Below are 23,388 nucleotides of genomic sequence, written 5' to 3' on the forward strand. Positions count from 1 at the left end.
CCGCTATGCACGCTATGGACAACAAAGGTCATGGTCGAACAAATTCAATTTTGGGGCTTGATAGCCCTCGTGATAGTGCTTGGCCTACTTCTGGCGAGCTGGACGAGGGCGATTTTGATCTACCTGTTTACGGATCTAGTATCACCTGGCCTGACGGCGGTGGCGAAGCCAGTTCTACTTTGGATCGCCTACTTGCTCAAGACAATTTGGCTGGACCATTGGGTGATCATCCAGAATTTGCTGAAGCCACACTCCGCGATCTTCCCTTCCCTATCTGCAAGAAGGAAGCGCCCGGTCGAGAAGTCGTAGCCAAGCTGACGGTCGATGACTTTGAGGAAGGTCCGGAACGATGGGCGCTTCTGGCCATCAAAACGGCCGTTCAGCTTCTGTTGAACAGTCGTGCGAAAGATCGGGACATCATGAACGCCGGCCGGTGGCTCCTGGGATTTGATGATGGCCCTCTCTCGTTCGAAAACTGCTGCCGCGTTCACGGCGCCCGGCCTGGCGTCGTACAGCTACGTCTGCAATTCGAGCTGTGGAAGCGGTGGCACGTATTCTCAGAGCCTATTCAACTTGGCCTATTTTCTTTACCGGAGGAGGTTGCAGACTCCATTCGGATGCGCGGCGGTCGCGCCGCAGTGAACGTAGCTGAGCGGATATGGCAGCAGCCGGGCATTATGACGTTGGACGCCGTGAGGGACCAGGACGAGTGCGCCGCGCTTGAAAGGCTCGATGAGGCTTCTATCGCATCCCAGCAGGGAGACAACTGGTATCTCACTGGACGCAACCCCTCGGCAACAGGAAGGCGGGACAGCAGCTGGTCCGACCTATTCCCATGGTGACGACTAGTTGTCGATCACCGAATCATTTCTTTGGGACTATCAAATATGGACCATGACGTGCTCACGGGCGCTTTAAAACAACACATCCTAGAAGACGCGAAATCCCGCTCTGACGCAGTACGACGCGGTGCCGAGACACGTAAGCTCGCGGCGCTCCTCTTACACAAGTTCGGCCGCGGCGCGATCGGCGCATTCTCCATTGCGTCTGACGACAGTTGCGTGGTGCATGCAGCTTCGAACGTCTTAGACTCTGAGCTTTTCCGACTGGACCCCTGCTGGCGCGAGAACGATCGTCAGAGGTGGGCTGCCTGCCCCGGCGGACCTGGTGCTACGGTGAGAGCTTCGAAGAAAAGGCCCTGTATGGGCCTTTTTGTTATTGAGCGCGAGAACCTCAGGCGGGAATGAGATAGTCGTTGCGAGAGGCACCGCCGAGTTCGGCGGCGACGAGCCAGCGCGGAGCCCGCCCACGCCCCGACCACGTTTCACCAGTGTCAGGGTGGCGATACTTGGGTGCCACTATTCTTTTGCCCGGAGCCGGCTTGGACCGTGCCTTATTGCCGGCTGCGCGCGCTGCCTTCAGGTCCTTCAAGGTGATCCCGTTTTTATCGAGTTGCGCCAGAATCTGGCGGATAACCACGTCCCGCTTCTGAGCTCGCAGATCGTCGAGCTGTCGGTTCACCCGTTTGATACGATCCTCCAAGGCGTGTTCTTTTCGCATAATTCTCTCCCTCAGTTCTGTGTGTGAATGACAATCTGCTTTGCCGTCAGCGCTCCACTTGGCCGCGGTATCGCCGCTTTCCTTCGGGTGGATTCCGGTTTTCCAGCGAGCACCTCTTCCAACGCCTTCTTGACCCTAGCGATGTACCACTGTTGGCCCTTCTCATTGGGGGAACCATAGTGGCCGACAGCCTTCCATGTGTTGCCATGGCGGGCAATTTCGTCCGCGTAGATCCACGCACCAATGTGGATGTTCAAGCATGGCTCCCAAAGGTGCTCACGTGTGATTCCGTAGCGAGGCAGCCGTTTCTCGATCCACCAGCTGTTTATTTGCATCACCCCGACGTCTTCGCTGCCGTCTCGGTTCAAGGTGTCGTTCAAGGCGTTCGCTTTCCACCTTGACTCATGCCACGCTATCGCACGCAACATGATTTCACTGACCCCGTAGCGTTCCGCTGCCTCTCGAAAGCAAAGCGTGCCCTTCGCAATTGGGCTCGACATCGAGGCCGGTGAGACGACCATCAATGACAATAGCAATAGCGAGGCAGCGGTTCTCATGCGTGCCCCATCGCCCGTGACACCAGTCCGCTGCACAGTTGGAGAAACAAGGCTTCGTCGCCTTGCACTCCGTCAGGCGTCAGAACGAACTTCCCGGCGATAGCAACTGTCGGCGTAGCGTCCACGGCGTATGCGATCATCGACCGGGGAAGCTCTGCGACCTCCGCCGGCGACAGACTCTCCCAGGCCTCCTCGAACGCCAGCACGTTCCCCCCCGCCGCGTTCACGATGCCACGCCAGGTTTCAGGAGCTCGCGGCGAGCGGCCTTCGCCTTGGATAGCGCGGTAGGCTGCATCTTCGAATCTCGCGACCCCAGCCCCCAACGCCTTTTGCGCGGCCAAATACCCTGCGGCTTCGTGAATTCCCGTGCCATCGGCAAGCAGAATCGGGACGAACTCATATCGCCAAGGTGCTGGGAGACTCTTGGCCCACTGACGCAGTGGCGTGTGGAATGTGCGGCAAAAAGGGCAGCTAAATGAGAAAAAGATGCGTACCACTCGCTTGTCCGCTTCAACCTCGGCAACCTCACGGTATGGCATCGGCGGGGTATATGACTGTCCCTTTCCCTCACCACCCATTGTCATAGAGGGTTGCGCCTTCGCCACTACGTGCAGGGCGCTAGTTGTGGCTAATGCCAGCACGGCGGTAATGCAGGAACGCCTCATCTTGAATTTGCTCATTGCTCAGTAGTCCTTGGTCAATGCACATAGCGAAAAGCGATTGCCGTCGCTCGCCTCGTTTCCACTCTTCGATCACGTGTTGTACTGGTTGTTCTGCCAGGATCCCGTTGTCTATGAAGTATCCGAGGAGGTCCACCGCTTCCTTTGTTCGGCCTAAGCATTCGATGACCTGGAGGCGCGTCGCCGCTCCAGTCGAAATGAGCGCTTCCCACAGTTCAAGGACGCGATGTTCTTCAATGGCCACGCGAGCCATCGTCTCCACCGCTTGATACGCCTGCGCGGGAGTTATCACACCCGAAGCGATCAACCTCTTGTCGAGCCTCTGCCGCTCAAACGTAGGCCACAGGGCCGGGTTCAGGAGGGACTGAATGGCGCTGAGCGTGGTTTTCCCTTCACGCGCGAGGCGGACGCCCGCCTCCGCGAGAGTTTCGAATTGAGGTTGATAGCTCGCCGCTTCGTACAGTTCTTTGGCGTCTCCGCCGGCCAGAATCACCCGTCGCACGCGATCATCGATCTGGATAACCTCAAAGATCGGCATCTTGGTTTCCGACATGTCGTGGTCGCTCACAATGACCGGGAACTTGTCGTCCGGGTGATAGGCCCCGACGGCCTTCAACCACGCTTTGCTAGATTCGTTGGGTACGACCCATTCGACCGTCGCCTCGGCGGGGATGGTCCTCACGAGGCGAGGCGCAATAATGAGTCGCAGCGTCTTCGCAATCAAGTCCCGGGGCATCTTCAGTTCGAGCAAACGCTCAATCACTAGCGCACTCGTATCCGAATGCGTGGTTGTCCAGAGCTGGCACCCGGTGTTCGCGTTGCGGCCCAACGCCTCAGCGGTCTCTTCGTCCCGAGTCTCACCGATCATGATGCGGTGGGCACGCTGTCGAAGGAATGCCCTGGCTAGCATGGGATACGTGACCTTTCCCGGCACCAGCTCACATTGGTCTATGCCAGGCGTAGGTATCTCCACAGGTTCTTCTGCGGTCTTGACGTTCTCTCCTCTGTCGCGCAACTCGACCATGTATGCCATGAGCTGCGTCGTTTTGCCGCTTCCCATGGGGCCCGACACCACTACCGTTCCCGCGCGTACCGCGAGTGCCTGGTCGATTACGCGTCGGACTGCTAAGGGCATGTATATGTCACGGTAGGCAAGCCGTTGTGCTTGTTCCCGAGCGAGCCGAAATACGGCTGTTGAGCCGACGATGGTGTGAAGGAAGCTGGCACGGAGACTCAATTTGAGCCCATCTTCCGGATAGCGAAGATGAATCGCGCCATCCATCGGTATGAACTGTTCGGACAAGTCCATGCTTGCACGTGCGCGGAGCTTTTCCTCGACATGCTTGACGAGATCCCCTTCGTACTCCGGCTCAAGCCAGCTGATTAGACGAACCCCCGAGTCAGCAACTTCAACCGGGCGCATGGCGCCATGGACGAAGCGAAGTTGAATGTCGGTCATGCCCTCTAATGCCGCTCGACGAAAGAGTTCGTTCAGGAAGTCGGCGGCCGGCTTGTCTTCCGGGCCCATGTAGATAAATTGATCGCGCTGACGGCCGAGTCTACTCATCGCCTCCTCCGCCTTACAGGAAGTTCTTGCACGTAAGACTGGGCCCGTAGAGCACGGCGCTTGCGTAGGTTTGCGCGCCGGAATCCACCTTTATGCTCAGCTCCAGGAGGGATAGACGAAGCTCGGTGTGCTCCGGTCCAGCAAACAGGTTGCTGGCGATAAAGCGCGTCGCGTCCATCGTCAGCCGAATCGGTAGTGCTAGCCGGTCCATCCGCTCGCACGGCTCAGTCGCCACCAGGGAGTAGCCCAGCCAAGCGATTGTCCCGAGAAATACGGCGGTGCCGAAAAACGCCTTGAATAGCATGACATCTCCATTGTCTATGCCTCGATTATATTTATGGCGCTTTTTATTTCATACCCAACAATGTGTACTTTTTGGTTTGTGGTTGGGTTTTTTGCACCCTATGTGCCTGCATGCCTGTGAGGCAGCCTGTCGAAGCCTTTCCGAGCATGCTGCCCGCGGGATTCAACGGCAGAATCAAGGGGCGGCGCACCCTGGTAATCGTGAAATTTCGTCGCCATCCCCTTGTAAGCCAGCAGCACCTTTGCCAGCTTTCCGCCTCTATGCTTCAGGATATGGAGCTCTGCACAACCCGGATACGGAGTATCCGGGTCATCTTGCTCGGGTCTGTATATCCCCATCACAACGTCAGCATCCGCCTCGATGGATCCTGAGTCCTTAAAGTCGGCGAGCAGTGGACGTTTGTTGGTTCTTCGATCGATTTCGCGGTTCAACTGGGACAGGAGCAAGATAGATATGCCAAGCTCCTTTGCGAGGCTCTTAAGACCGCGCGTGATAGTTTCGATCTGGCTGTGGCGCTTCTCTTCAGTCCCGACCATGAGCTGGAGGTAATCGACGATCAAGACGCGCAGGCCTGATTTGCGCTTCAAAGTTCTCGCCTTGGACGCTACGTCGAGAAGCGTCAAGCCAGAGGTTTCGTCGATGAACAGCGTGGCTGTGGCCGCAAGCTGTCCCGCTGTGACGAGTCTCGCCCAGAAGTCACTTTGCACTGCTTCTGGATTGTCCGCCTGGAGCGCATCGATCGAAATATCGGACCATTGAGCCAAGGTACGCCCGGTGAGCTCCTCTTCGGGCATTTCTTGCGACAGATACGCCGTCGGGACTTGGTCAGCAGCTAGGTGACTTCCGATCGTGCCTGCCAATGCCGATTTCCCCATCGCCGGGCGACCGCCCAGGACGTACAACCGCCCCGGCAACAGTCCGCCGTGCAACGCCTTGTCCAGATCGGTCAGCCCTGTAGAGACGACGTCTCGGGCTATGCCTCCCGAAATTCTCTGGTCCAGCTGTTCAATGAAGCGTGCCGCTGCGGCAGCGATGGGCACAGCGTCCCGCTTGACCGTTTGCTCCCCCAGACCGCCGATCAATTTCTGTGCATGGTCGAGGAGTTGATGCACGTTCCGGCCACCTGGTTCGGATACAGAAGCTTGGATCTCCGACGTCACGAAGATCAGCTGTCGGAGCAAGGCCTGTTCGACCACAATCTCGGCGTACCGAATTGCGTTTGTGGCGCTGGCGCACTCCGCGGCAAGCGAGTTGAGATAGGGTAACCCGCCGGCGCGGGGTGCTTCGTTGCGCTCGCACAAGAGATCGTGGACGGTAATCACGTCAGCCAATTGCCCCCGACAAATCAGGGAAGCAATTGCGCTGAAGATCAGGGCATTGCCATGGGCGCCAAAGTGCGAAGCGCCAACCCTCACCGGCGCGATGCGGTCGAAGGTGTCATTGTTAACAAGCAGGGCTCCGAGCAAAGCTCGCTCCGCCGTGCCAGCCCGAGCGTGCAGTGGGCTATCACCCTCCGGAATTGTGCGGCGCATTTCTTCTGGAACTACTCGAACGAAACAAACTTGCCGCCGTTCTCACGCAACCGCGACGCAATACGATCGCCGACGGCACGCAAAAAAGTGGCTTTTCTAAGGTGAGTGGTGATGACTGTGGGCTTTACCTCTTCGAAGCGGCGTTCGATGAGTTCAAAGATCGCATGTCGACCCGCCTCATCCCAAGGGTGCGAGAGCAGCCCATCCAACACGAGTAGGTCTGGATTGGCTAGCTCGGCGAGGGCATCCTCCCCGCACTCGACGACGGCAGCGATAGCCCTGCGGGCGCGTATAAGCCGGCCGGTGCTACCGCTTGCGATAACCGCAAACAGCATCGCCGTCGCCAGGTGCGTTTTGCCTTTCTGAGGCCCGCCTAACACCATGGAAACGCCGTCATAGCGCGCGACGTTGAAATGCTTGCTGTAACTCTCGCAAGCCAGTTTTCTCGCTTTATGTTCTTCGCTGTACGCGTGAAAGGTATCGAAGGTGCAAGACTTGTACCTTGTGGGTACGTGCGCCTTCGCCAGCACCTCGTCGCCGGATAGGCATGGAAGCGGCTCTGCATCGTGCTTCTGGCCACCTTCACCCTGAAACAACAGGCGCCGCAGCTCGTTAGACAACATCACTTGATCTCCTTTGCTGACCCGCTGCTTTATTGCAGAAGGTGACAAAGTTTCGTAATTATTTCTTGCTATGTGTGTAAATTCTTGGCTAAACATTGCCGCTGTAACACATTTGGCGCCGTTTTGTAAAACTTACTCGCGGTGATAGTGGTTTTCGACGCACTTCCGAAATCCGTCGGGGGAGATGAGAAAGTCCAGACTGGCGACGAATGGTGGTCGTCCCGGCTCTGACGGTGGCGCCTGCCCCGTCAAGAAATCGGACTCGCTGCATATCTCGAAGAATGTGTGCCATGCGTCCAGGCCCTGCTGGATTGTGTGATAACCAAACGGAGGCACGTCCAGCCTCGCAGCCTGCTTCCAGCGCGCTGCGAGGAGCTTTCGGCGGCTGTCATCAAGCACTTTGATCCTGGGGTTGAGGGGCATTCGGTCGTGATAAATCTCTACGAGCCGTTCGTGGGGACACGGCGGCAGTCCGTCAACCTGCGCAGATTCCAGGCCATCGCCCGGACGAGAGCCAGAACCTAGCGCTAACCCGCCAATAACCCGCTGGGTTTCGTCCGGGTTTCCCGTATCGGGTCTTCCGTCGCCTCCAGGTAGCTCCTGAGACGGCACCGACTTTCGCGGACGGCCACCCTTTTTCCCGTTCTCGCGGGACTGGTCTCGCCGCTTATTGCCCGCAGCGATCTCTTCCTCACAGCGCTTATGCCACCACCCGCTTTCCGTCTGAACGAAAAACTCCCTCAGCACCACACCCACGGCCTTGCGCTCGTCGTCACTCCGCGCGAGCAGTTTGCGGCAGAGGTCGGCCTCGTCTAAAGGCAGCGCCTTCTCGATGGTGTAGTAGTGGTCAAGCAAACGGCGGTACGCCCCTTCTTCCAAAAGAGTCAGGTGCCGCGTGTCCTTGACGTGGTCGCCGATGTTATGGGGGTAGAAGTGCATCGCAGTCTTGTCCGGTCAGACATTGAGCGGCACGGATTGCAGAAGATGGCATTTCATGGGCGAGCACGCAGCGCGTCGAGTAGCGCGGCTCGTCGCTCCGCGCCGGCGAACTCAGCCGGGTTTTGAATGTATCGGACGATGAGCGCGTCTCGCTCTGAGATGAGGCCTTCCTGAATGAGCCCCTCCAAAGAAACGCGACTCTCGCTATTTATCTCCACTAAAATGCCTCGCCGAAGAGGCATCGCCGTGTCCCCCTTTAACCAGAGGCTGGATTGTGGCGGGGTTACTTCAGCAAGCCGCGCCAGCGCCGCGACTATGCCAGCCGTCCGCCCGCCGATAGCGACGGAAGAGTTGATTCGGTCGGCTTCGACTATTGTTGCTCTTGTCGAGGTCGCGAGCTTATTGGAAGTAGCCATGGGCGCGAATTCGGTTAAGTAAAGGTTTGCGAATATTAAGCGATACTTTATGGAAGGTAAACCCCGATGACACAAAAGACAAAGAGGCCTGAAGGCTCCACGTCTCCGCAGCTGTCACAGATGCAACGCGACTTTGTCGCAAAGCTGGATTTTCAGATGCAGTCGAACGGCGTCTCAGCCGCCGCGTTAGCCGAACGGCTAGGCGTCAGCACGCCTGCCGTCTACGGATGGAGAAACAATGGCCGGTTCGACCGCGAACATGCGGTGGCTCTAGCCCAAGTCTTCGGTACCTCCATCGCTTATTGGCTCTCTCCTGAGATTCCCGTCGGCGCGCCTACTGACCTTTCGGCCCTCGCGGGTTCGGACGCAGAGACCATCGACATTCCCTTCCTCGGAGCGCGGCTGAATTACGGAACTATGTTGCCGCCAACGGCATGCGCAATCCGACACCTGCGGGTTAGCCGGACCTGGCTCAACGCTCGCCTTCCTCTGGGCGCGAACCTAACTGCTGTGGGGTTTGTGTACATAGAAGGGGCGTTCATGGAACCTACGTTCCGTCAGGGCGATATCGCATTCGTGCAAAGCGATGTGAAGGAAGTCAATGCGGACGGCCTGTATCTCATCCGGCAGGGAGAGCAGGTTGACCTTCGCTTCGTCCAACGTCTTCCTGGCGGGGGGCTTCGGCTATCTACCGAGAGCACAAAGGTCGCCCCGATCGATGTTCCAGTTCAGGACCTTGATGATTTCGTTCAGGTAGTCGCACGCGTTCCTTTCACTTGGGCCGAGCGACTCGCGTGACCTCCGAGAGTTAATCAACGCTTGACACTTAATAAAGCAACGCTTATCTTTACGCCAACCTACTAGCCGGGTCGACGCCACACGTCGCCGCGTCGGAGGCGACGAAATCGCCTCTCTTACCACGGGCAGAAGCAAAGGACGGCATATGGATGCGCGCGAGATCGACACCAACGAATTCGCTCAGGAACCGAGCGAGCAACTTTTGGAATTGCCTGCGGTCATCAAGGCCACGGGCATCAAAAAGACCAAGATTTACGAGGGAATCAAGGACGGGACGTTCCCGGCGCCTGCGAAGGTAGGGCGCGCATCGCGATGGCCCGCATCGGAGGTCCAGGCGTGGGTCCGCGAACAAAAGAATGCCCGCGCCACTGCCGCCCCCAGGGAACGACCTCTCAGGTACAACCGGAGTGTGCAGCACGCATAGTCCCAGCGTCTGGATGCGCGCATCAGCGGATCAGTAGGCACCCAGTATTTTCGAAGCCAGCCGACGTAGCTGTACCATTCTTCGAACAGCACAAAAAGCCGAGCACTATGCTCGGCTTTTTTTCGTCGAATTCCTTCGCCCCTGCCGACGACGCGCCTGGAGCGCCCCCGAATTGCGGCCCCACTCAGCTTTGGCTTTGTTGTCCCATATGTTGTCCCATAAGCCAAGCAAAGAAAAAGGGTTAGCTCAACGACATTGAGCTAACCCTTTGATTTTATTGGTCGGGGCGGTGGGATTCGAACTCACGACCCTCTGCTCCCAAAGCAGATGCGCTACCAGGCTGCGCTACGCCCCGAAGGGTGGCAACTATACCAGAATCCCGGCCCCCCGGGCGTAGACGCGCCGCGCGGTCGTGCGAACGTGGTCATGTCGACCAAGACGATGCGCCCAAATAGAAATCGGCGCGCCATGAAGGCGCGCCGATTTTTTATCCGCGCATCGGACCAACGGTCGTTACGACAGGGCCCACGCCGCAGCATCCATCAGCCGAAGCGGCCCGTGATGTAGTCCTCGGTTTCCTTGCGCGAGGGCTTCACGAAAATCTGGTCGGTCTGACCGAATTCCATGAGTTCGCCCAGGTACATGTAGGCGGTGTAGTCCGAGCAGCGCGCCGCCTGCTGCATGTTGTGCGTCACGATCACGACCGTGTAGTCGTTCTTCAGTTCGGCGATCAGCTCTTCGATCTTGGCGGTGGAAATCGGGTCCAGCGCCGAGCAGGGCTCGTCCAGCAGCAGCACTTCGGGCTTGATCGCCACGCCGCGCGCGATGCACAGGCGTTGTTGCTGGCCGCCCGACAGGCTGTTGCCGCTTTGATGCAGCTTGTCCTTCACTTCGTTCCACAGCGCGGCCTTGCTCAAGGCCCATTCCACGCGCTCGTCCATTTCGCCCTTGGACAGGCGCTCGAACAGGCGCACGCCGAACGCGATGTTGTCGTAGATGCTCATGGGAAACGGCGTGGGCTTCTGGAACACCATGCCGACCTTGGCGCGGATCAGCGAGATATCCGTCTTGGCCGTCAGCAGGTTCTCGCCGTCCAGGATGATTTCGCCTTCGGCGCGCTGGCCCGGGTACAGCTCGAACATGCGGTTGAACGTGCGCAACAGCGTGGACTTGCCGCAGCCCGACGGGCCGATGAAGGCGGTGACCTTCTTCTCCTGGATCGACATGTTCACATTGCGGATCGCATGGAACTTGCCGTAGTAGAAGTTCAGGTTCTTGACCTCGATCTTGTTCTTGACGGCGGTAGCGGTGTTTTCCATTTCTTTTCCCTTGGCTCCGGCGCGCCACGCGCGCCGGCAAAGCGATCTTTACTTGCGGAACATGTTGCGGGCAATGATGTTGATGCCCAGCACCAGTAGCGTAATCAGCGTGGCGCCGGCCCAGGCCAGGTCGTTCCAGTCCTTGAAGGGGCTGGCGGCGTATTGGTAGATGACGACGGGCAGGTTGGCCATCGGCGCGTTCATGTTGAACGACATGAACTGGTTGGACAGCGCCGTGAACAGCAGCGGCGCGGTCTCGCCGGAAATCCGGGCAATGGCCAGCAGCACGCCGGTGATGATGCCGGTCTTGGCGGCGCGATAGCACACCAGCGTGATCATGCGCCACTTGGGGCAGCCCAGCGCCGCCGCGGCTTCGCGCAGGCTGTTGGGCACCAGCAGCAGCATGTTGTCGGTGGTGCGCACCACCACCGGAATCACCAGGATGGACAAGGCCAGCGCGCCGGCCCAACCCGAGTAATGGCCCACCTGCGCCACGTACACGGCGTAGATGAACAAGCCGATGATGATGGACGGCGCCGACAGCAGCACGTCGTTCAAAAACCGCGTGGCAGGCGCCAGCCAGCCGCGCTGGCCGTATTCCGCCAGGTAGGTGCCGGCCAGGATGCCAACCGGCGTGCCGATCAGCGTGCCTACGCCCGCCATCACCACGCTGCCGAAGATGGCGTTGATCAGGCCACCGGTTTGCCCGGGCGGCGGCGTGATTTCGGTGAACAGCGTGTACGACAGCGCGGGCGCGCCCTTGGTCAGCAGCGTCAGGATGATCCAGAACAGCCAGAACAAGCCGAACACCAGCGTGCCCAGCGACACCGTCAGCATGATGCGGTTGAGGATGCGGCGGCGCCGGTAGACGCCATTCTGCATATTGAGTACGGAGACAGCCATGATCTTTTCCTTGTGCTCGCGGCGCGTCAGGTCTTACGGCCTTCGCCGGCGGAAAGGCGTACCAGCAGCACCTTGGCCAGGGCCAGCACGATGGTCGTGATCAAGAACAGGATCAAGCCCAGTTCCAGCAACGCCGACTTCTGAATGCCGCCTGCTTCGTTGAATTCATTGGCCAGCGCGGAAGCAATCGAGTTGCCCGGCGAGAACAGCGAGCCCGACCATTTGAACGCGTTGCCGATCACGAACGTCACGGCCATCGTCTCGCCCAGGGCGCGGCCCAGGCCCAGCATGATGCCGCCGATGACGCCCGACTTGGTGAAGGGCAGCACCACGCGCCACATCACTTCCCAGGTCGTGCTGCCCAGCCCGTACGCGGATTCCTTCAGCATCGCCGGCACCAGCTCGAACACGTCGCGCATCACGGCGGCGATGAACGGGATGATCATGATCGACAGGATCAGGCCGGCGGTGAAGATGCCGATGCCGAAAGGCGGCCCGGCAAACAGCCCGCCGATGACGGGCACGTTGCCCAGCGTGGCGATCAGGAACGGCTGCACGTACTGCTGGAATACCGGCACGAAGACAAACAGCCCCCACATGCCGTAGATGATGGACGGAATGGCAGCCAACATTTCGACGGCGGTGCCCAGCGGGCGACGCAGCCAGGTCGGCGACAGTTCGGTCAGGAAGATGGCGATGCCGAACGAAACCGGCACGGCGATGATCAGGGCGATGGCCGACGTCAGCAAGGTGCCGATGATGGGCACCACGGCGCCGTAGTTCTGGTTGACCGGGTCCCAATCGTTAAGCCACAGGAACGACAGGCCGTATTTGGCCAGCGATTCGCGGCTGCCGTAGATCAGGGATACCAGAATCGCCGCCAGCAGGATGAACACCAGGAAGGCGAACAGGCGGGTCAGATTCTTGAACAGCGCATCCATCAGCGCGTTTTTATTTTGCTTCATAGGCGAAGGCGTGCCGGTAGTCACGGAGTCCGCCACGCTGGGCGAAAGCGGCACACTATTATCCATTACCGCGCTCATGGATGGACTTTCCTTAGATGACCTGGGTGGAAACGGGAACTGCTGGGGCGAGCCGCCCCGGGTCTCTTGGTGGCCAAGATTTCCGGGGCGATCGCCATCGGGTCAAGCGCGTGGCAGGCAAGCGTCAGGCCGTGCCCAAGGCAGGTCAGACGCCAATCTTGCGCGCTGTCCCCGGTTTACTTCCAGACGGGGGTGCCGTCGGCGGACTTGACTTCGCCCCAGGCGGCGCGGATTTCCTTGGTCACGGCTTCCGGCAGCGGCACGTAGTCCATGGCTTCGGCCGACTTGGCGCCGTTCTTGAACGCCCAGTCAAAGAATTCCAGCACGGCCTTGCCTTGCGCCGGCTTGGCTTGCGACTTGTGCACCAGGATGAACGTGGCGGCGGTAACGGGCCACGAATCGGCGCCCGGCTCGTCGGTCAGGACCACGCCCATGCCCGGCGCGCCCTTCCAGTCGGCGTTGGCGGCCGCGGCAGCGAACGCCTTTTGCTCGGGCTGGACGAACTTGCCGGCCTTGTTTTGCAGTTGCGTCCAGGCCAGCTTGTTTTGCTTGGCGTAGGCGTATTCCACATAGCCGATCGAGTTCTTCAGCTGGCCGACGTAGGCGGCGACGCCTTCGTTGCCCTTGCCACCCTGGCCGGTGGGCCACTTGACGGCCTTGCCTTCACCGACTTGCGACTTCCAGTCAGCCGACACCTTGGACAGGTAGTTGGTCCAGCCGAAGGTGGTGCCCGAGCCGTCCGAACGGTGCACGACGATGATGTCGGCCGACGGCAGCTTGACGTCCGGGTTCAGCGCCTTGATGGCGTTGTCGTCCCACTTCTTGATCTTGCCCAGGAAGATGTCGGCCAGCACGGCGCCCGACAGCTTCAGCTTGCCCGGTTCCACGCCGTCGATGTTCACGACGGCCACGGTGCCGCCGATCACGGCCGGGAATTGCAGCAGGCCGTTCTTTTCCAGGTCAGCCGCCTTCATGGGATCGTCCGAGGCGCCGAAATCGACGGTCTTGGCGATGATCTGCTGTTGGCCGCCGCCCGAACCGATCGACTGGTAGTTGATCGCGTTGTTGGTGGCTGCCTTGTAGTCCGACGCCCACTTGGCGTAGATCGGGTACGGGAACGATGCGCCCGCGCCGGTCACATCGGCGGCCTGGACGGCGAAAACGGCGGCGCTCAGCGCAACGCCCACGGAAACTTGTTTGAAGACACGTTTGAACATCAGGGTTCCTTCTGTGCTCGTTAAAGGAGTCTAGTCAGGCTTTTTCTAGTGCCTGTCTTTCAGCGACCCTCGCATCTTAGGGGCCCAACGTGACAAGATAGTGACAGTCACATACGCTTCATCAATCGCTTTGCGCCCCGCTAAAAACGTCGCGGCCGCCCCGGAAATACCGGGGCGGCCGCGTTCGCTCACGCAAAAGCGCTGTGGTCGGAACGGACGCTACACGCCCAGCTTTTCAATCAGGTATTGATGCAGATTGAAGGGCTCGCGCCGGCTTTTTACCCGGGTGTAATCACCATCGGGCCGCTGCTGCCATGCCAATTGGTTATCGCGCAGCGCATAGGTGAACGCCTCGTCGATGACGCGTTTCTTCAACGCCTTGTCGTAGACCGGGAACGCGATTTCAACCCGGCGGAAGAAATTGCGGTCCATCCAGTCGGCCGACGACAGATACACCGTTTCCTCGCCATCGGCGTAGAAATAGAAGACGCGGGAATGCTCCAGGAAGCGTCCCACAATGGACCGCACGCGGATATTCTCGGACAGTTCCGGCACGCCGGCCCGCAGCGCGCACACGCCCCGCACGATCAGGTCAATCTTCACGCCCGCCTGGCTGGCCTTGTAAAGCTCTTCGATGATCTGCTCTTCCAGCAGCGAATTCATCTTGGCCATGATGCGGGCGCGCTTGCCCGCCTTGGCCGCGCGGGCCTCGGCGCGTATCAGCGCCACCATCCCGTCGTGCATGGTGAAGGGCGATTGCATCAGCGCCTTCAGCGACCGGCGCGCGCCCAGGCCCGTCAACTGCGCGAAGACCTTGTCCATGTCCTCGCACAATTTCGGGTCGGCCGTCAGCAGGCCGAAGTCCGTGTACAGACGCGCGGTGCGCGGGTGGTAGTTGCCGGTGCCCAGGTGCGCATATCGGCGCAGGCGGCCTTTTTCGCGACGCAGCACCACGGCCATCTTCGCGTGCGTTTTGTGGGCCACGACGCCATAGACCACATGCGCCCCCACCTCTTCCAGCTTGGACGCCCAGTTGATGTTGGTCTGCTCGTCAAAGCGCGCCATCAATTCCACCACCACCGTCACTTCCTTGCCGGCGCGCGCCGCCGCCAGCAGGATCTTCATCAGCTCGGAGTCTTCACCGGTGCGGTAGATGGTCTGCTTGATGGCCATGACGTCGGGGTCCAGCGCCGCCGCCGTCAGGAAATCAATGACCGGCTGAAACGACTGGTACGGGTGGTGCAGCAGGCGGTCCTGCTGGGCCACGGCGTCGAACAGGTCTTGTGGTTTGTCGCCCACCTTGTCAAAAGGCGCAGGCACGGGCGCGCGGTATTCGGGGAACAGCAGGTCGGGTCGCAGATCGGAATTGCACAGCTGCATCAGACGCGACAGGTTCACCGGCCCGGGCACGCGGTACGTGTCTTCGGCCTTTAGCGAGAATTCGCGCTGAAGAAAGGTTTCCAGTTCCACCGGCGTCAGTTTGTCGATTTCCAGGCGCACGGCGGCGCCGAAATTGCGTTGCGACAACTCGCCTTGGAGGGCGTGGCGCAGGTTGGTGACTTCTTCCTCGTCCACGAACAGGTCGCTGTTGCGGGTCACGCGCCATTGGTAGCAGCCCAGCATTTCCAGGCCGGGAAAGAGCTCGCCCACGAAGGCGCGCAGCAGCGACGTCAGCAAGATGAAGCCTTCCGGATGGCCGGAGAGTTCGGGCGGCATCTTGATCAGGCGCGGCAGCGCGCGCGGCGCCTGCACCACGGCAATCGACGCCTGACGCCCGAAGGCGTCGGCGCCGGCCAGCGACACAATGAAATTCAGGCTCTTGTTGTAGACACGAGGAAACGGATGCGCCGGGTCCAGCCCGATGGGGGTCAGCAGCGGCATCACATCGCGGTTGAACACGTCGCGCGCCCATTGCTGCTGCTCGGCATTCCATTCGGACGCGTGATGCAGGGTGATGCCCTCGGACTGCATGGCCGGCAGGATGGCGTCGTTAAGCAGGTTGTATTGCCGCGCCACCAGCTCGTGCACGGCCTGCTGGACGTTTTCAAACGCCTGATCGGGCGTCATGCCGTCAGGGCCGACCAGGTTCGGCGACTGGCGCTGCTGCTCTTTCAAGCTGGAAATCCGGATTTCAAAGAACTCGTCCAGGTTCGAGCTGACGATACACACGTACCGCAGGCGCTCCAGCAGCGGCGTTTTCGGATCTTCCGCCATCGCAAGCACGCGTTCGTTGAATTTGAGCAGCGACAACTCACGATTCATGAGCAAGGGCTCGCCGGGCGGGCGTGTGGGCATACCGGATTCCATACGTTGGGAACAGAGCGTGGAGTTTTACTGCAAAAGAGTGACGGTTCTATGACACAAGTGCAAAACCGTAGCGTACGTCAAAATCGGGACATATAGCGCAACCGGATTATTCGGCCAAGCCCATGATCCATAAGCGAAAACCCGAATCTCAAGGCACTGTCACATGGGGTCTCTATAATCAGGCCACCTCAAAGCCTATATTACGAGCCGCATGGATCAACTTCTGGCCGCGGTGGACCTCGGGTCCAACAGCTTTCGCCTCTCCATCGGACGCATCGTTCAACAGGACGGTACGCCCCAGATTTACCAGATCGATCGTCTCAAGGAAACCGTCCGGCTTGCCGCCGGCCTGGATGCCGAGAAACGCTTGGGCGACGACGCCATCGAGCGCGCCATCGCCGTCCTGGAGCGTTTTGGCGACCGCCTGCGCAGCTTCCACCCCAACCGGGTCCGCGCGGTTGCCACCAATACGTTTCGCGTCGCGCGCAACACGCGGGATTTCCTGCCGCGCGCGGAAGCCGCGCTTGGCTTTCCCATTGAAGTCATCGCCGGCCGTGAAGAAGCGCGCCTGATCTTCTCGGGCGTGGTCCACACCCTGCCCCCATCGCCCAACAAGCGCCTGGTCATCGACATTGGCGGCGGGTCCACCGAAGTCATCATCGGCAAGGGCCACGAGCCTGCCCTGATGTCCTCGTTGTACATGGGCTGCGTCAGCTACAGCCGCCAGTTTTTCTCGGATGGCGTGGTTGATGCGCACCAGATGAAGCAGGCCGAGCTGGCAGCGCGACGCGAAATCGAAGTCATCGCCAAGCAGTACCGCAAGATGGGCTGGAAAGAGGCCTATGGCTCGTCCGGCACCGCCAAGGCGCTGTTCGCCATCCTGACCGAAAGCCGCTTTTCCGATCGCGGCATCACGCGCGCCGGGCTGGCCAAGCTAAAAGACCGCATCGTGCGTTCGGGCCGCGTCATCCCGTCAGAGCTGCCGGGCATCAAGATCGAGCGTTCCGATGTGCTGCCCGGCGGGCTGGCCATCATGACCGCGCTGTTCGACGAGCTTGGCATCGACGTCATGCACACGGGTGACGGCGCATTGCGCCTGGGCGTGCTGTACGACCTGCTGGGCCGCGACGACGAGCACGACAAGCGCGACGAATCGGTACGCCAGTTCATGAAGCGCTATCACGTGGACGTCAACCAGGCGCGGCGCGTGCGCCATGCAGCGCTGACGCTGTTCGACGCCATGTTCCCCGAAGGCCCGGAACGCGCCGAACTTCGGCCGGCGTTGGGCTGGGCGGCGGACTTGCACGAAGTGGGCCTGTCGATCGCGCACAACGCGTATCACAAGCACACGGCGTACGTGCTTGAAAACGCCGACATGCCGGGCTTCTCGCGCGCCGACCAGCAGTTGCTGGCGCTACTGGCGCTGGGCCATCAGGGCAAGTTGACCAAGCTGGAACCGCTGATCCGCACGCGGCCGCAATGGAAAGCCATCCTGAGCCTGCGCCTGGCGGTATTGCTGTTCCGCCGCCGTGGCGAAATCGAACCGCTGCCGCTGACCGCGTCGGTGCGCGAAAACTCCATCGTGGTCCGGGTCAACCGGGAATGGCTGGCGCAACACCCCTTAAGCGACTTCACGCTACGTGCGGAAGAAGCCGAATGGAACAAGGTGGGCTTTTCGTTCGAAGTGCTGGAATTCTGACAGCGCAATTCCGGCGCGTTGGCAACAAAAAGGGCAATGGCGCTGGCGCCATTGCCCTTTTTTAAAACAAAGACAGATCCGTCTGACGGCGCAGCTGCTTGAGTTCAAGCCGCAAAGGCCGCGTGGCCCGCCGTATCAATCTGATTTTCATTCGGCGGAACAGGCGGCGCATGATGATCAGCGCTGGCCGTTCAGGGCCGCAGGCTGGTCCAGCCCGAAGTGGCGGCGATAGCGCTCGTCCATGCGCTCCATTTTCAGCAGCACCGGGAAGTCGGCGGCGTTGAAGTCCGGGTCCCAGGCGGGTTCGCCACAGACCTTGGCGCCCAGCTTCAGATACCCCTTGATCAGTGGCGGCACGCGGGCCGGCAGCGTGCTGTTCAGCTTCTCAACCGGGTAACGGTGCAGCGGGGTCACGTGGGGATCACCGCTTTGGGGCAGCTGCGGCATGATCGTGCGCCACACTTCCGCGGCGGTCACGCCGTCATCGCGCAGGCTGACGCTGGCGCAGCCCAGCACGTATTCGTAGCCGCCGCGTCGCAGGTATTCCGTCAGGCCGGACCACAGCAACATGATCACCGCGCCGTTGCGGTAGTCGGAATGGGTGCACGAGCGGCCGACTTCAACCAGCTGGTCGCGAATCGGGCCCAGCCCGGAAAGATCGAACTCCGACTGCGCGTAGTAGCCGCCGGCTTCCCGCGCTTTTTCCGGCGTCAGGATGCGATATGTGCCGACGACGCGGCCCGTATCCATTTCGCGCACCATCAGATGTTCGCAATAGGGGTCGAAGCGGTCATGCTCGATACCGTCATGCGCGTCGGGAAACACCGCGCCCATGTCCTCGGTGAAGACGTCGTAGCGCAGACGTTGGATCTGCTCGATTTCTTCAGCCGTGCGCGCCAGGCCTACCGCCAACACTTTCGGGGAGTTGCCCATCCAGGGTTCGGCGGGTTTACGGCTTGGGGTGGTGCGTGCTAATTCCAGCATTGCGCGTAGCTCCTAGAGAGTCCGGTCAGTTTGGACGCCCTGTATGTCAAAGACTTGACCAATATGTTACGTGACTATGAAGTTTAGTTCGGGGCAGATGGGTCAACTTTAGGCGAATCTCGACAAAACTTTACAATTCAATACCAAGCCCGAATGCAGAAAAGCCACCCACCGAGACTCGGTGGATGGCTTTTTCTAAAGCGGCTGGGCCGGGCTCAGGCCAGGCTGGCGGCGAGCTTCTCTGCGGAGGAAACGGCAAGGGATTCATCTTCAGCTTCGACCATCAGGCGAAGCTTCGGTTCAGTGCCCGATGCGCGGATCAGGATGCGGCCACGGCCGTTCAGTTCGGCCTCGACGGCGGCACGGGCGGCGGTCAGGCCAGGATGCGTTTTCCAGTCCTGGCCCGGGGTCAACGGCACATTGATCATCTTCTGCGGGTACATGCGCAGGTCGCGCACCCACTCGGCCATCGTCGTATTGCCGCGACGCAATGCGGTCAGCACCTGCAGGGCGGCGATGATGCCGTCGCCCGTGGAGTGGCAATCCAGGCACAGCAGGTGGCCCGAGCTTTCGCCGCCGTACTGCCAGCCGCGCGCCTGCATCTGTTCCAGCACGTAGCGGTCGCCCACGTTGGCGCGCTCGAAACCAACGCCCAGGCGCTGCATTTCGCGCTCGAAACCGAAGTTGGTCATCAGCGTGCCCACCACGCCGTCGACCTTGCCGCGCTGCATGCGCTCGCGGACGATGGCGTAAAGCAATTCGTCGCCGTTGTAGATGCGGCCTTCGCCATCAACCACTTGCAGACGGTCGGCGTCGCCATCCAGGGCAACGCCCAGATGCGCGCCACGCGCCTGCACTTCCTTGGCCAGGGACTCGGGGTGCAGCGCGCCCACGCCCTTGTTGATGTTGAAGCCGTCCGGATGCACGCCGATGGCATGCACTTCGGCGCCCAGTTCGCGGAACACATGGGGGGCGATGTTGTAGGCGGCGCCATGGGCGGCGTCTACCACGATCTTCATCCCGTTCAAGTCCAGGTCGTTGGGGAAGGTGCTCTTGCAGAATTCAATGTAGCGGCCCTGCGAGTCCGACATGCGGCGGGCGCGGCCCAGGCCTTCAGAGCTGACGCAACCCAGCGGCTCGTCCAGCGCGGCCTCGATGGCGGCTTCGATTTCGTCCGGCAGCTTCATGCCCTGCGCCGAGAAAAACTTGATGCCGTTGTCCTGGTACGGATTGTGGGAAGCACTGATCACGATGCCGGCCACCAGGCGCAGCGCGCGGGTCAGGTAAGCAACGGCCGGCGTCGGGATCGGGCCGGCCAGCAGCACGTCGATGCCCGCAGCCGACAAACCGGCTTCCAGCGCGGATTCCAGCATGTAGCCGGAGATGCGCGTGTCCTTGCCGATGACCACTTGCGGGCGGCTGCCGCCGCGTCCGGCGTGCTCGCGCGCCAGCACACGGCCGGCCGCATAACCCAGGCGCAGGGCGAACTCGGCATTGATGACCGGGCCGCCTACTTCACCGCGCACCCCGTCGGTGCCGAAATACTTGCGTTGACTCATGAACTGATTGCTCCTTGTTCGGCCGCATGCCATACCTTAAGGGCATCAACGGTGGCGGCAACATCGTGCACACGCACGATGGAGGCGCCCCGCGACACGCAGGCAAGCGCTGCGGCGATGCTGCCGGGCAGCCGGTCGCCGACCGGTCGGCCCGTGGCCTGCCCGATCATGTTTTTACGCGACAGGCCGATCAGCAATGGATAGCCACCGCTGCGCAAGCTGGACAGCCGACGCAGCAACTGGAAATTCTGGTCTGCCGTCTTGCCGAAGCCGAAACCCGGGTCCAGCACGATACGGCGGGGGTCAACCCAGGCGGCACGCAGCTTCTGCGCGCGCGAACCTAGGAAAAGTCCGATTTCACCGATCAGGTCGGTGTATTCGGGGGGCGCGGCCTGCATGGTGCGAGGCTCGCCCTTCATGTGCATCACGCACAGCCCGCAGCGCGATTGCGCTACCGCCTCGATGGCGCCGGGCTGTCTGAAGCCATAGATGTCGTTGATCATGTCGGCCCCCGCATCGAGCGTGGCGCGCATGACTTCGGGCTTGAAGGTGTCGATGGACAGCGGCACGCCGCAATCTCGCAGGGCCTCGATCACGGGCAACAGCCTATCAAGCTCGTCCGTGATGGACACCGGGTCGGCGCCCGGCCGCGTCGATTCGCCGCCCAGGTCAAGGATCTGGGCGCCTTCTTCGATCAGTTGGCGCGCGTGCGCCACCGCGGAATCCGTATCGTCGTGCTGGCCGCCGTCGGAAAACGAGTCCGGCGTGACATTGACGATACCCATGACAAGCGGGCGCTCGAGATCAAACTCGAAGCGCCCGCAAAGGAAGTTATTTGCCATAACTCAGGACAAAAAACCTCAGACTGCTGCAGCCGTGCTGCCGCCAGCCGCCAGCCCGGTGCTGGGCGGCGTGTCCGTCGAGTCCGACGGACCTTGCGGCGTTTTCGGGGGACGCGGAGGACGGCCCTCGATGATGTCGTTGATCTGGTCGGCGTCGATGGTTTCCCATTCGAGCAGCGCGGCCGTCATGACTTCGACCTTGTCGCGATTGTCTTCCAGGATCTTGCGCGCAACTTGGTATTGCTCGTCGATGATGCGGCGGATCTCGGTGTCCACCTTCTGCATGGTGGCTTCGGACATGTGCGTCGTCTTGGTGACGCTGCGGCCCAGGAACACTTCGCCTTCGTTCTCGGCATAGACCATCGGGCCCAGCTCGTCCGTCATGCCGTAGCGGGTGACGATGTCGCGGGCGATGGCGGTGGCGCGTTCGAAGTCGTTCGAGGCCCCCGTCGTCATCTGGTCCATGAACAGTTCTTCGGCGATACGGCCACCGAACAGCACGGCGATGGTGGACAGCAAGCGGCCCTTGTCCATGCTGTAGCGGTCGGTTTCCGGCAACTGCATCGTCACGCCCAGCGCACGGCCACGCGGAATGATGGTGACCTTGTGGACTGGGTCGGTCTTGGGCAGCAGGCGGGCAACGATCGCGTGGCCGGACTCGTGGTACGCGGTGTTCTTGCGTTCCTCTTCGGGCATGACGATCGAGCGGCGCTCGGCGCCCATGATGATCTTGTCCTTGGCCTTTTCGAAGTCGGACATATCCACCGTGCGGCCATTGCGGCGGGCGGCGAACAGCGCGGCTTCGTTGACCAGGTTGGCCAGGTCGGCGCCCGAGAAACCGGGGCAGCCGCGCGCCAGGATGGTCGCGTCGACGTTAGGCGACAGCGGAACCTTGCGCATATGGACTTTCAGGATCTGCTCGCGGCCACGGATATCGGGCAGCGGCACCACGACTTGACGGTCGAAACGGCCCGGACGCAGCAGTGCCGGATCCAGCACGTCGGGACGGTTGGTTGCGGCGATCACGATGACGCCCTGGCCGGATTCAAAGCCGTCCATTTCAACCAGCATCTGGTTCAGCGTTTGTTCGCGTTCGTCGTTGCCGCCACCCAGGCCGGCGCCGCGCTGACGGCCCACTGCATCGATTTCGTCGATGAAGATGATGCAAGGCGCGTGCTTCTTGGCGTTTTCGAACATGTCGCGGACACGGGCCGCGCCCACGCCGACGAACATTTCAACGAAGTCCGAACCCGAGATGCTGAAGAACGGTACCTTGGCTTCGCCGGCGATGGCCTTGGCCAGCAGCGTCTTGCCGGTACCCGGCGAGCCCACCATCAGCACGCCACGGGGAATGCGGCCGCCCAGCTTTTGAAACTTGCTGGGGTCGCGCAGGAAGTCGACCAGTTCCTGGACGTCTTCCTTGGCTTCATCGCAGCCGGCAACGTCGGCAAAGGTGATTTGATTGGTGTTTTCGTCGAGCATGCGAGCGCGCGATTTGCCGAAACTGAAGGCTCCGCCCTTACCGCCGCCCTGCATCTGTCGCATGAAGAAAACCCATACGCCGATCAACAGCAGCATGGGGAACCACGACACGAAGATGCTCATCAGGAGCGATTGCTCTTCACGCGGCTTGCCAGAGACCTGGACGCCGTACTTCAGCAGATCGGAGACCATCCAGAGGTCGCCGGGCGAAGTCAGCGTATAGGCGCGGCCCGCGTCCGGGGTGACGTACAGCACGTCGCCCTGAACGTCGACCTTGCGGATACGTCCCGCCTTGGCGTCGTCCATGAACTGCGTGTAGGTCACGCCGTCCTGGGTCTGAGCGCGTCCGTCGAACTGTTTGAAGACGGTGAACAGCACCAGGGCTATCACCATCCAGACAGCGACTTTCGAAAATGAATTATTCAAGGTCGATCTCCTGCTTTCGATTCCGACCGGCAACCGCGCACCCGCATATGGCACAGTCACAAGTATGTCAATAGCCCATTCTACCCTGTTGGACCCGATTGCGTCCTGGGATCCCTGGGGTCCGTGTAGTTACGTCTGATTTGTCGTTATGGTGGTCGTTGTCTCGGCAAGCAGGTAAGTTCTTTGGGGTTCCAAGGCAGCATGCCC

21 protein-coding genes and 1 tRNA gene are annotated in these 23,388 nt (G+C 60.7%); 4 read left to right on the forward strand and 18 right to left on the reverse strand.

Annotated elements, in window-relative coordinates:
• The first annotated feature begins 14 nt into the window (after positions 1 to 14).
• A complete protein-coding gene (locus tag KYT87_RS22130) occupies positions 15 to 842 on the forward strand; it encodes a hypothetical protein (protein ID WP_219990853.1) in 828 nt (275 codons plus the stop codon).
• 391 nt (positions 843 to 1,233) lie between these two features.
• Here KYT87_RS22130 and KYT87_RS22135 read toward each other — a convergent pair whose 3' ends face one another.
• From KYT87_RS22135 to KYT87_RS22170, 8 genes are all read right to left on the reverse strand, one after another.
• On the reverse strand, positions 1,234 to 1,560 hold the full coding sequence (locus KYT87_RS22135) for an H-NS family nucleoid-associated regulatory protein (protein ID WP_082886912.1): 327 nt from the start codon (positions 1,558 to 1,560) through the stop codon (positions 1,234 to 1,236).
• A gap of 11 nt (positions 1,561 to 1,571) precedes the next feature.
• Entirely contained in the window at positions 1,572 to 2,117 is a 546-nt protein-coding gene (locus KYT87_RS22140; protein ID WP_082886911.1) for a lytic transglycosylase domain-containing protein, read from the reverse strand.
• The gene (locus tag KYT87_RS22145) at positions 2,114 to 2,797 is read right to left on the reverse strand and encodes a hypothetical protein (RefSeq protein ID WP_219990854.1); all 684 of its coding nucleotides are present in this window, start codon (positions 2,795 to 2,797) and stop codon (positions 2,114 to 2,116) included. Before KYT87_RS22145 ends, KYT87_RS22140 begins: the two co-directional genes overlap by 4 nt.
• Positions 2,736 to 4,364: an ATPase, T2SS/T4P/T4SS family gene (locus KYT87_RS22150; protein WP_175154707.1), complete on the reverse strand. Its 1,629-nt coding sequence runs from the start codon at positions 4,362 to 4,364 to the stop codon at positions 2,736 to 2,738. Before KYT87_RS22150 ends, KYT87_RS22145 begins: the two co-directional genes overlap by 62 nt.
• A gap of 13 nt (positions 4,365 to 4,377) precedes the next feature.
• A complete protein-coding gene (locus KYT87_RS22155) occupies positions 4,378 to 4,668 on the reverse strand; it encodes a hypothetical protein (protein ID WP_054470919.1) in 291 nt (96 codons plus the stop codon).
• Positions 4,669 to 4,766: 98 nt separating this feature from the next.
• Positions 4,767 to 6,134 (reverse strand): replicative DNA helicase, encoded by a 1,368-nt coding sequence (locus KYT87_RS22160; protein WP_175155073.1) that lies wholly within the window; start codon positions 6,132 to 6,134, stop codon positions 4,767 to 4,769.
• 77 nt (positions 6,135 to 6,211) lie between these two features.
• Positions 6,212 to 6,919 carry an ATP-binding protein gene (locus KYT87_RS22165; RefSeq protein ID WP_219990855.1) on the reverse strand — a complete coding sequence of 236 codons (708 nt, stop codon included), beginning with the start codon at positions 6,917 to 6,919 and terminating at the stop codon, positions 6,212 to 6,214.
• 36 nt (positions 6,920 to 6,955) lie between these two features.
• Positions 6,956 to 7,762: a YdaU family protein gene (locus tag KYT87_RS22170; protein ID WP_063589004.1), complete on the reverse strand. Its 807-nt coding sequence runs from the start codon at positions 7,760 to 7,762 to the stop codon at positions 6,956 to 6,958.
• A gap of 536 nt (positions 7,763 to 8,298) precedes the next feature.
• Here KYT87_RS22170 and KYT87_RS22175 point away from each other — a divergent pair.
• Both KYT87_RS22175 and KYT87_RS22180 read left to right on the forward strand, forming a co-directional pair.
• Positions 8,299 to 8,976 carry an XRE family transcriptional regulator gene (locus tag KYT87_RS22175; protein WP_063589003.1) on the forward strand — a complete coding sequence of 226 codons (678 nt, stop codon included), beginning with the start codon at positions 8,299 to 8,301 and terminating at the stop codon, positions 8,974 to 8,976.
• 145 nt (positions 8,977 to 9,121) lie between these two features.
• Positions 9,122 to 9,400, forward strand: a complete 279-nt coding sequence (locus tag KYT87_RS22180; protein WP_050730899.1) for an AlpA family transcriptional regulator — start codon at positions 9,122 to 9,124, stop codon at positions 9,398 to 9,400.
• Between the two features lie 278 nt (positions 9,401 to 9,678).
• On the opposite strand, the gene KYT87_RS22185 is transcribed toward KYT87_RS22180, so the two are convergent.
• The 6 genes from KYT87_RS22185 to ppk1 all read right to left on the reverse strand — a co-directional run bounded on the left by KYT87_RS22185 (position 9,679) and on the right by ppk1 (position 16,177).
• Positions 9,679 to 9,755: transfer RNA gene (locus KYT87_RS22185), tRNA-Pro, on the reverse strand.
• A 187-nt stretch (positions 9,756 to 9,942) separates the two neighbouring features.
• Complete coding sequence (gene pstB / locus KYT87_RS22190; protein ID WP_006221056.1) at positions 9,943 to 10,719, reverse strand: phosphate ABC transporter ATP-binding protein PstB; 777 nt, start codon at positions 10,717 to 10,719, stop codon at positions 9,943 to 9,945.
• Positions 10,720 to 10,767: 48 nt separating this feature from the next.
• On the reverse strand, positions 10,768 to 11,622 hold the full coding sequence (gene pstA, locus KYT87_RS22195) for a phosphate ABC transporter permease PstA (protein WP_082134619.1): 855 nt from the start codon (positions 11,620 to 11,622) through the stop codon (positions 10,768 to 10,770).
• A 26-nt stretch (positions 11,623 to 11,648) separates the two neighbouring features.
• Positions 11,649 to 12,665 (reverse strand): phosphate ABC transporter permease subunit PstC, encoded by a 1,017-nt coding sequence (pstC, locus tag KYT87_RS22200; protein WP_046806883.1) that lies wholly within the window; start codon positions 12,663 to 12,665, stop codon positions 11,649 to 11,651.
• Between the two features lie 176 nt (positions 12,666 to 12,841).
• A complete protein-coding gene (pstS, locus tag KYT87_RS22205) occupies positions 12,842 to 13,882 on the reverse strand; it encodes a phosphate ABC transporter substrate-binding protein PstS (protein WP_046806884.1) in 1,041 nt (346 codons plus the stop codon).
• A gap of 219 nt (positions 13,883 to 14,101) precedes the next feature.
• Complete coding sequence (gene ppk1 / locus KYT87_RS22210) at positions 14,102 to 16,177, reverse strand: polyphosphate kinase 1 (RefSeq protein ID WP_046806885.1); 2,076 nt, start codon at positions 16,175 to 16,177, stop codon at positions 14,102 to 14,104.
• A gap of 223 nt (positions 16,178 to 16,400) precedes the next feature.
• On the opposite strand from ppk1, the gene ppx reads away from it, so the two are divergent.
• Entirely contained in the window at positions 16,401 to 17,888 is a 1,488-nt protein-coding gene (ppx, locus tag KYT87_RS22215; protein WP_046806886.1) for an exopolyphosphatase, read from the forward strand.
• Positions 17,889 to 18,065: 177 nt separating this feature from the next.
• Here the strand turns inward: ppx and KYT87_RS22220 are convergent, their stop codons facing one another.
• From KYT87_RS22220 to ftsH, 4 genes are all read right to left on the reverse strand, one after another.
• On the reverse strand, positions 18,066 to 18,872 hold the full coding sequence (locus KYT87_RS22220; RefSeq protein WP_046806887.1) for a GNAT family N-acetyltransferase: 807 nt from the start codon (positions 18,870 to 18,872) through the stop codon (positions 18,066 to 18,068).
• Between the two features lie 215 nt (positions 18,873 to 19,087).
• Positions 19,088 to 20,431 carry a phosphoglucosamine mutase gene (gene glmM / locus KYT87_RS22225; protein ID WP_046806888.1) on the reverse strand — a complete coding sequence of 448 codons (1,344 nt, stop codon included), beginning with the start codon at positions 20,429 to 20,431 and terminating at the stop codon, positions 19,088 to 19,090.
• Positions 20,428 to 21,273 (reverse strand): dihydropteroate synthase, encoded by an 846-nt coding sequence (gene folP / locus KYT87_RS22230; protein WP_046806889.1) that lies wholly within the window; start codon positions 21,271 to 21,273, stop codon positions 20,428 to 20,430. Before folP ends, glmM begins: the two co-directional genes overlap by 4 nt.
• Positions 21,274 to 21,291: 18 nt before the next feature.
• A complete protein-coding gene (gene ftsH, locus KYT87_RS22235; protein WP_104144535.1) occupies positions 21,292 to 23,181 on the reverse strand; it encodes an ATP-dependent zinc metalloprotease FtsH in 1,890 nt (629 codons plus the stop codon).
• Positions 23,182 to 23,388 lie beyond the last annotated feature (207 nt).

Origin of the sequence: Achromobacter sp. ES-001, from assembly GCF_019448355.1 — a bacterium.
Classification (GTDB): Bacteria; Pseudomonadota; Gammaproteobacteria; order Burkholderiales; family Burkholderiaceae_B; genus Achromobacter; species Achromobacter spanius_B.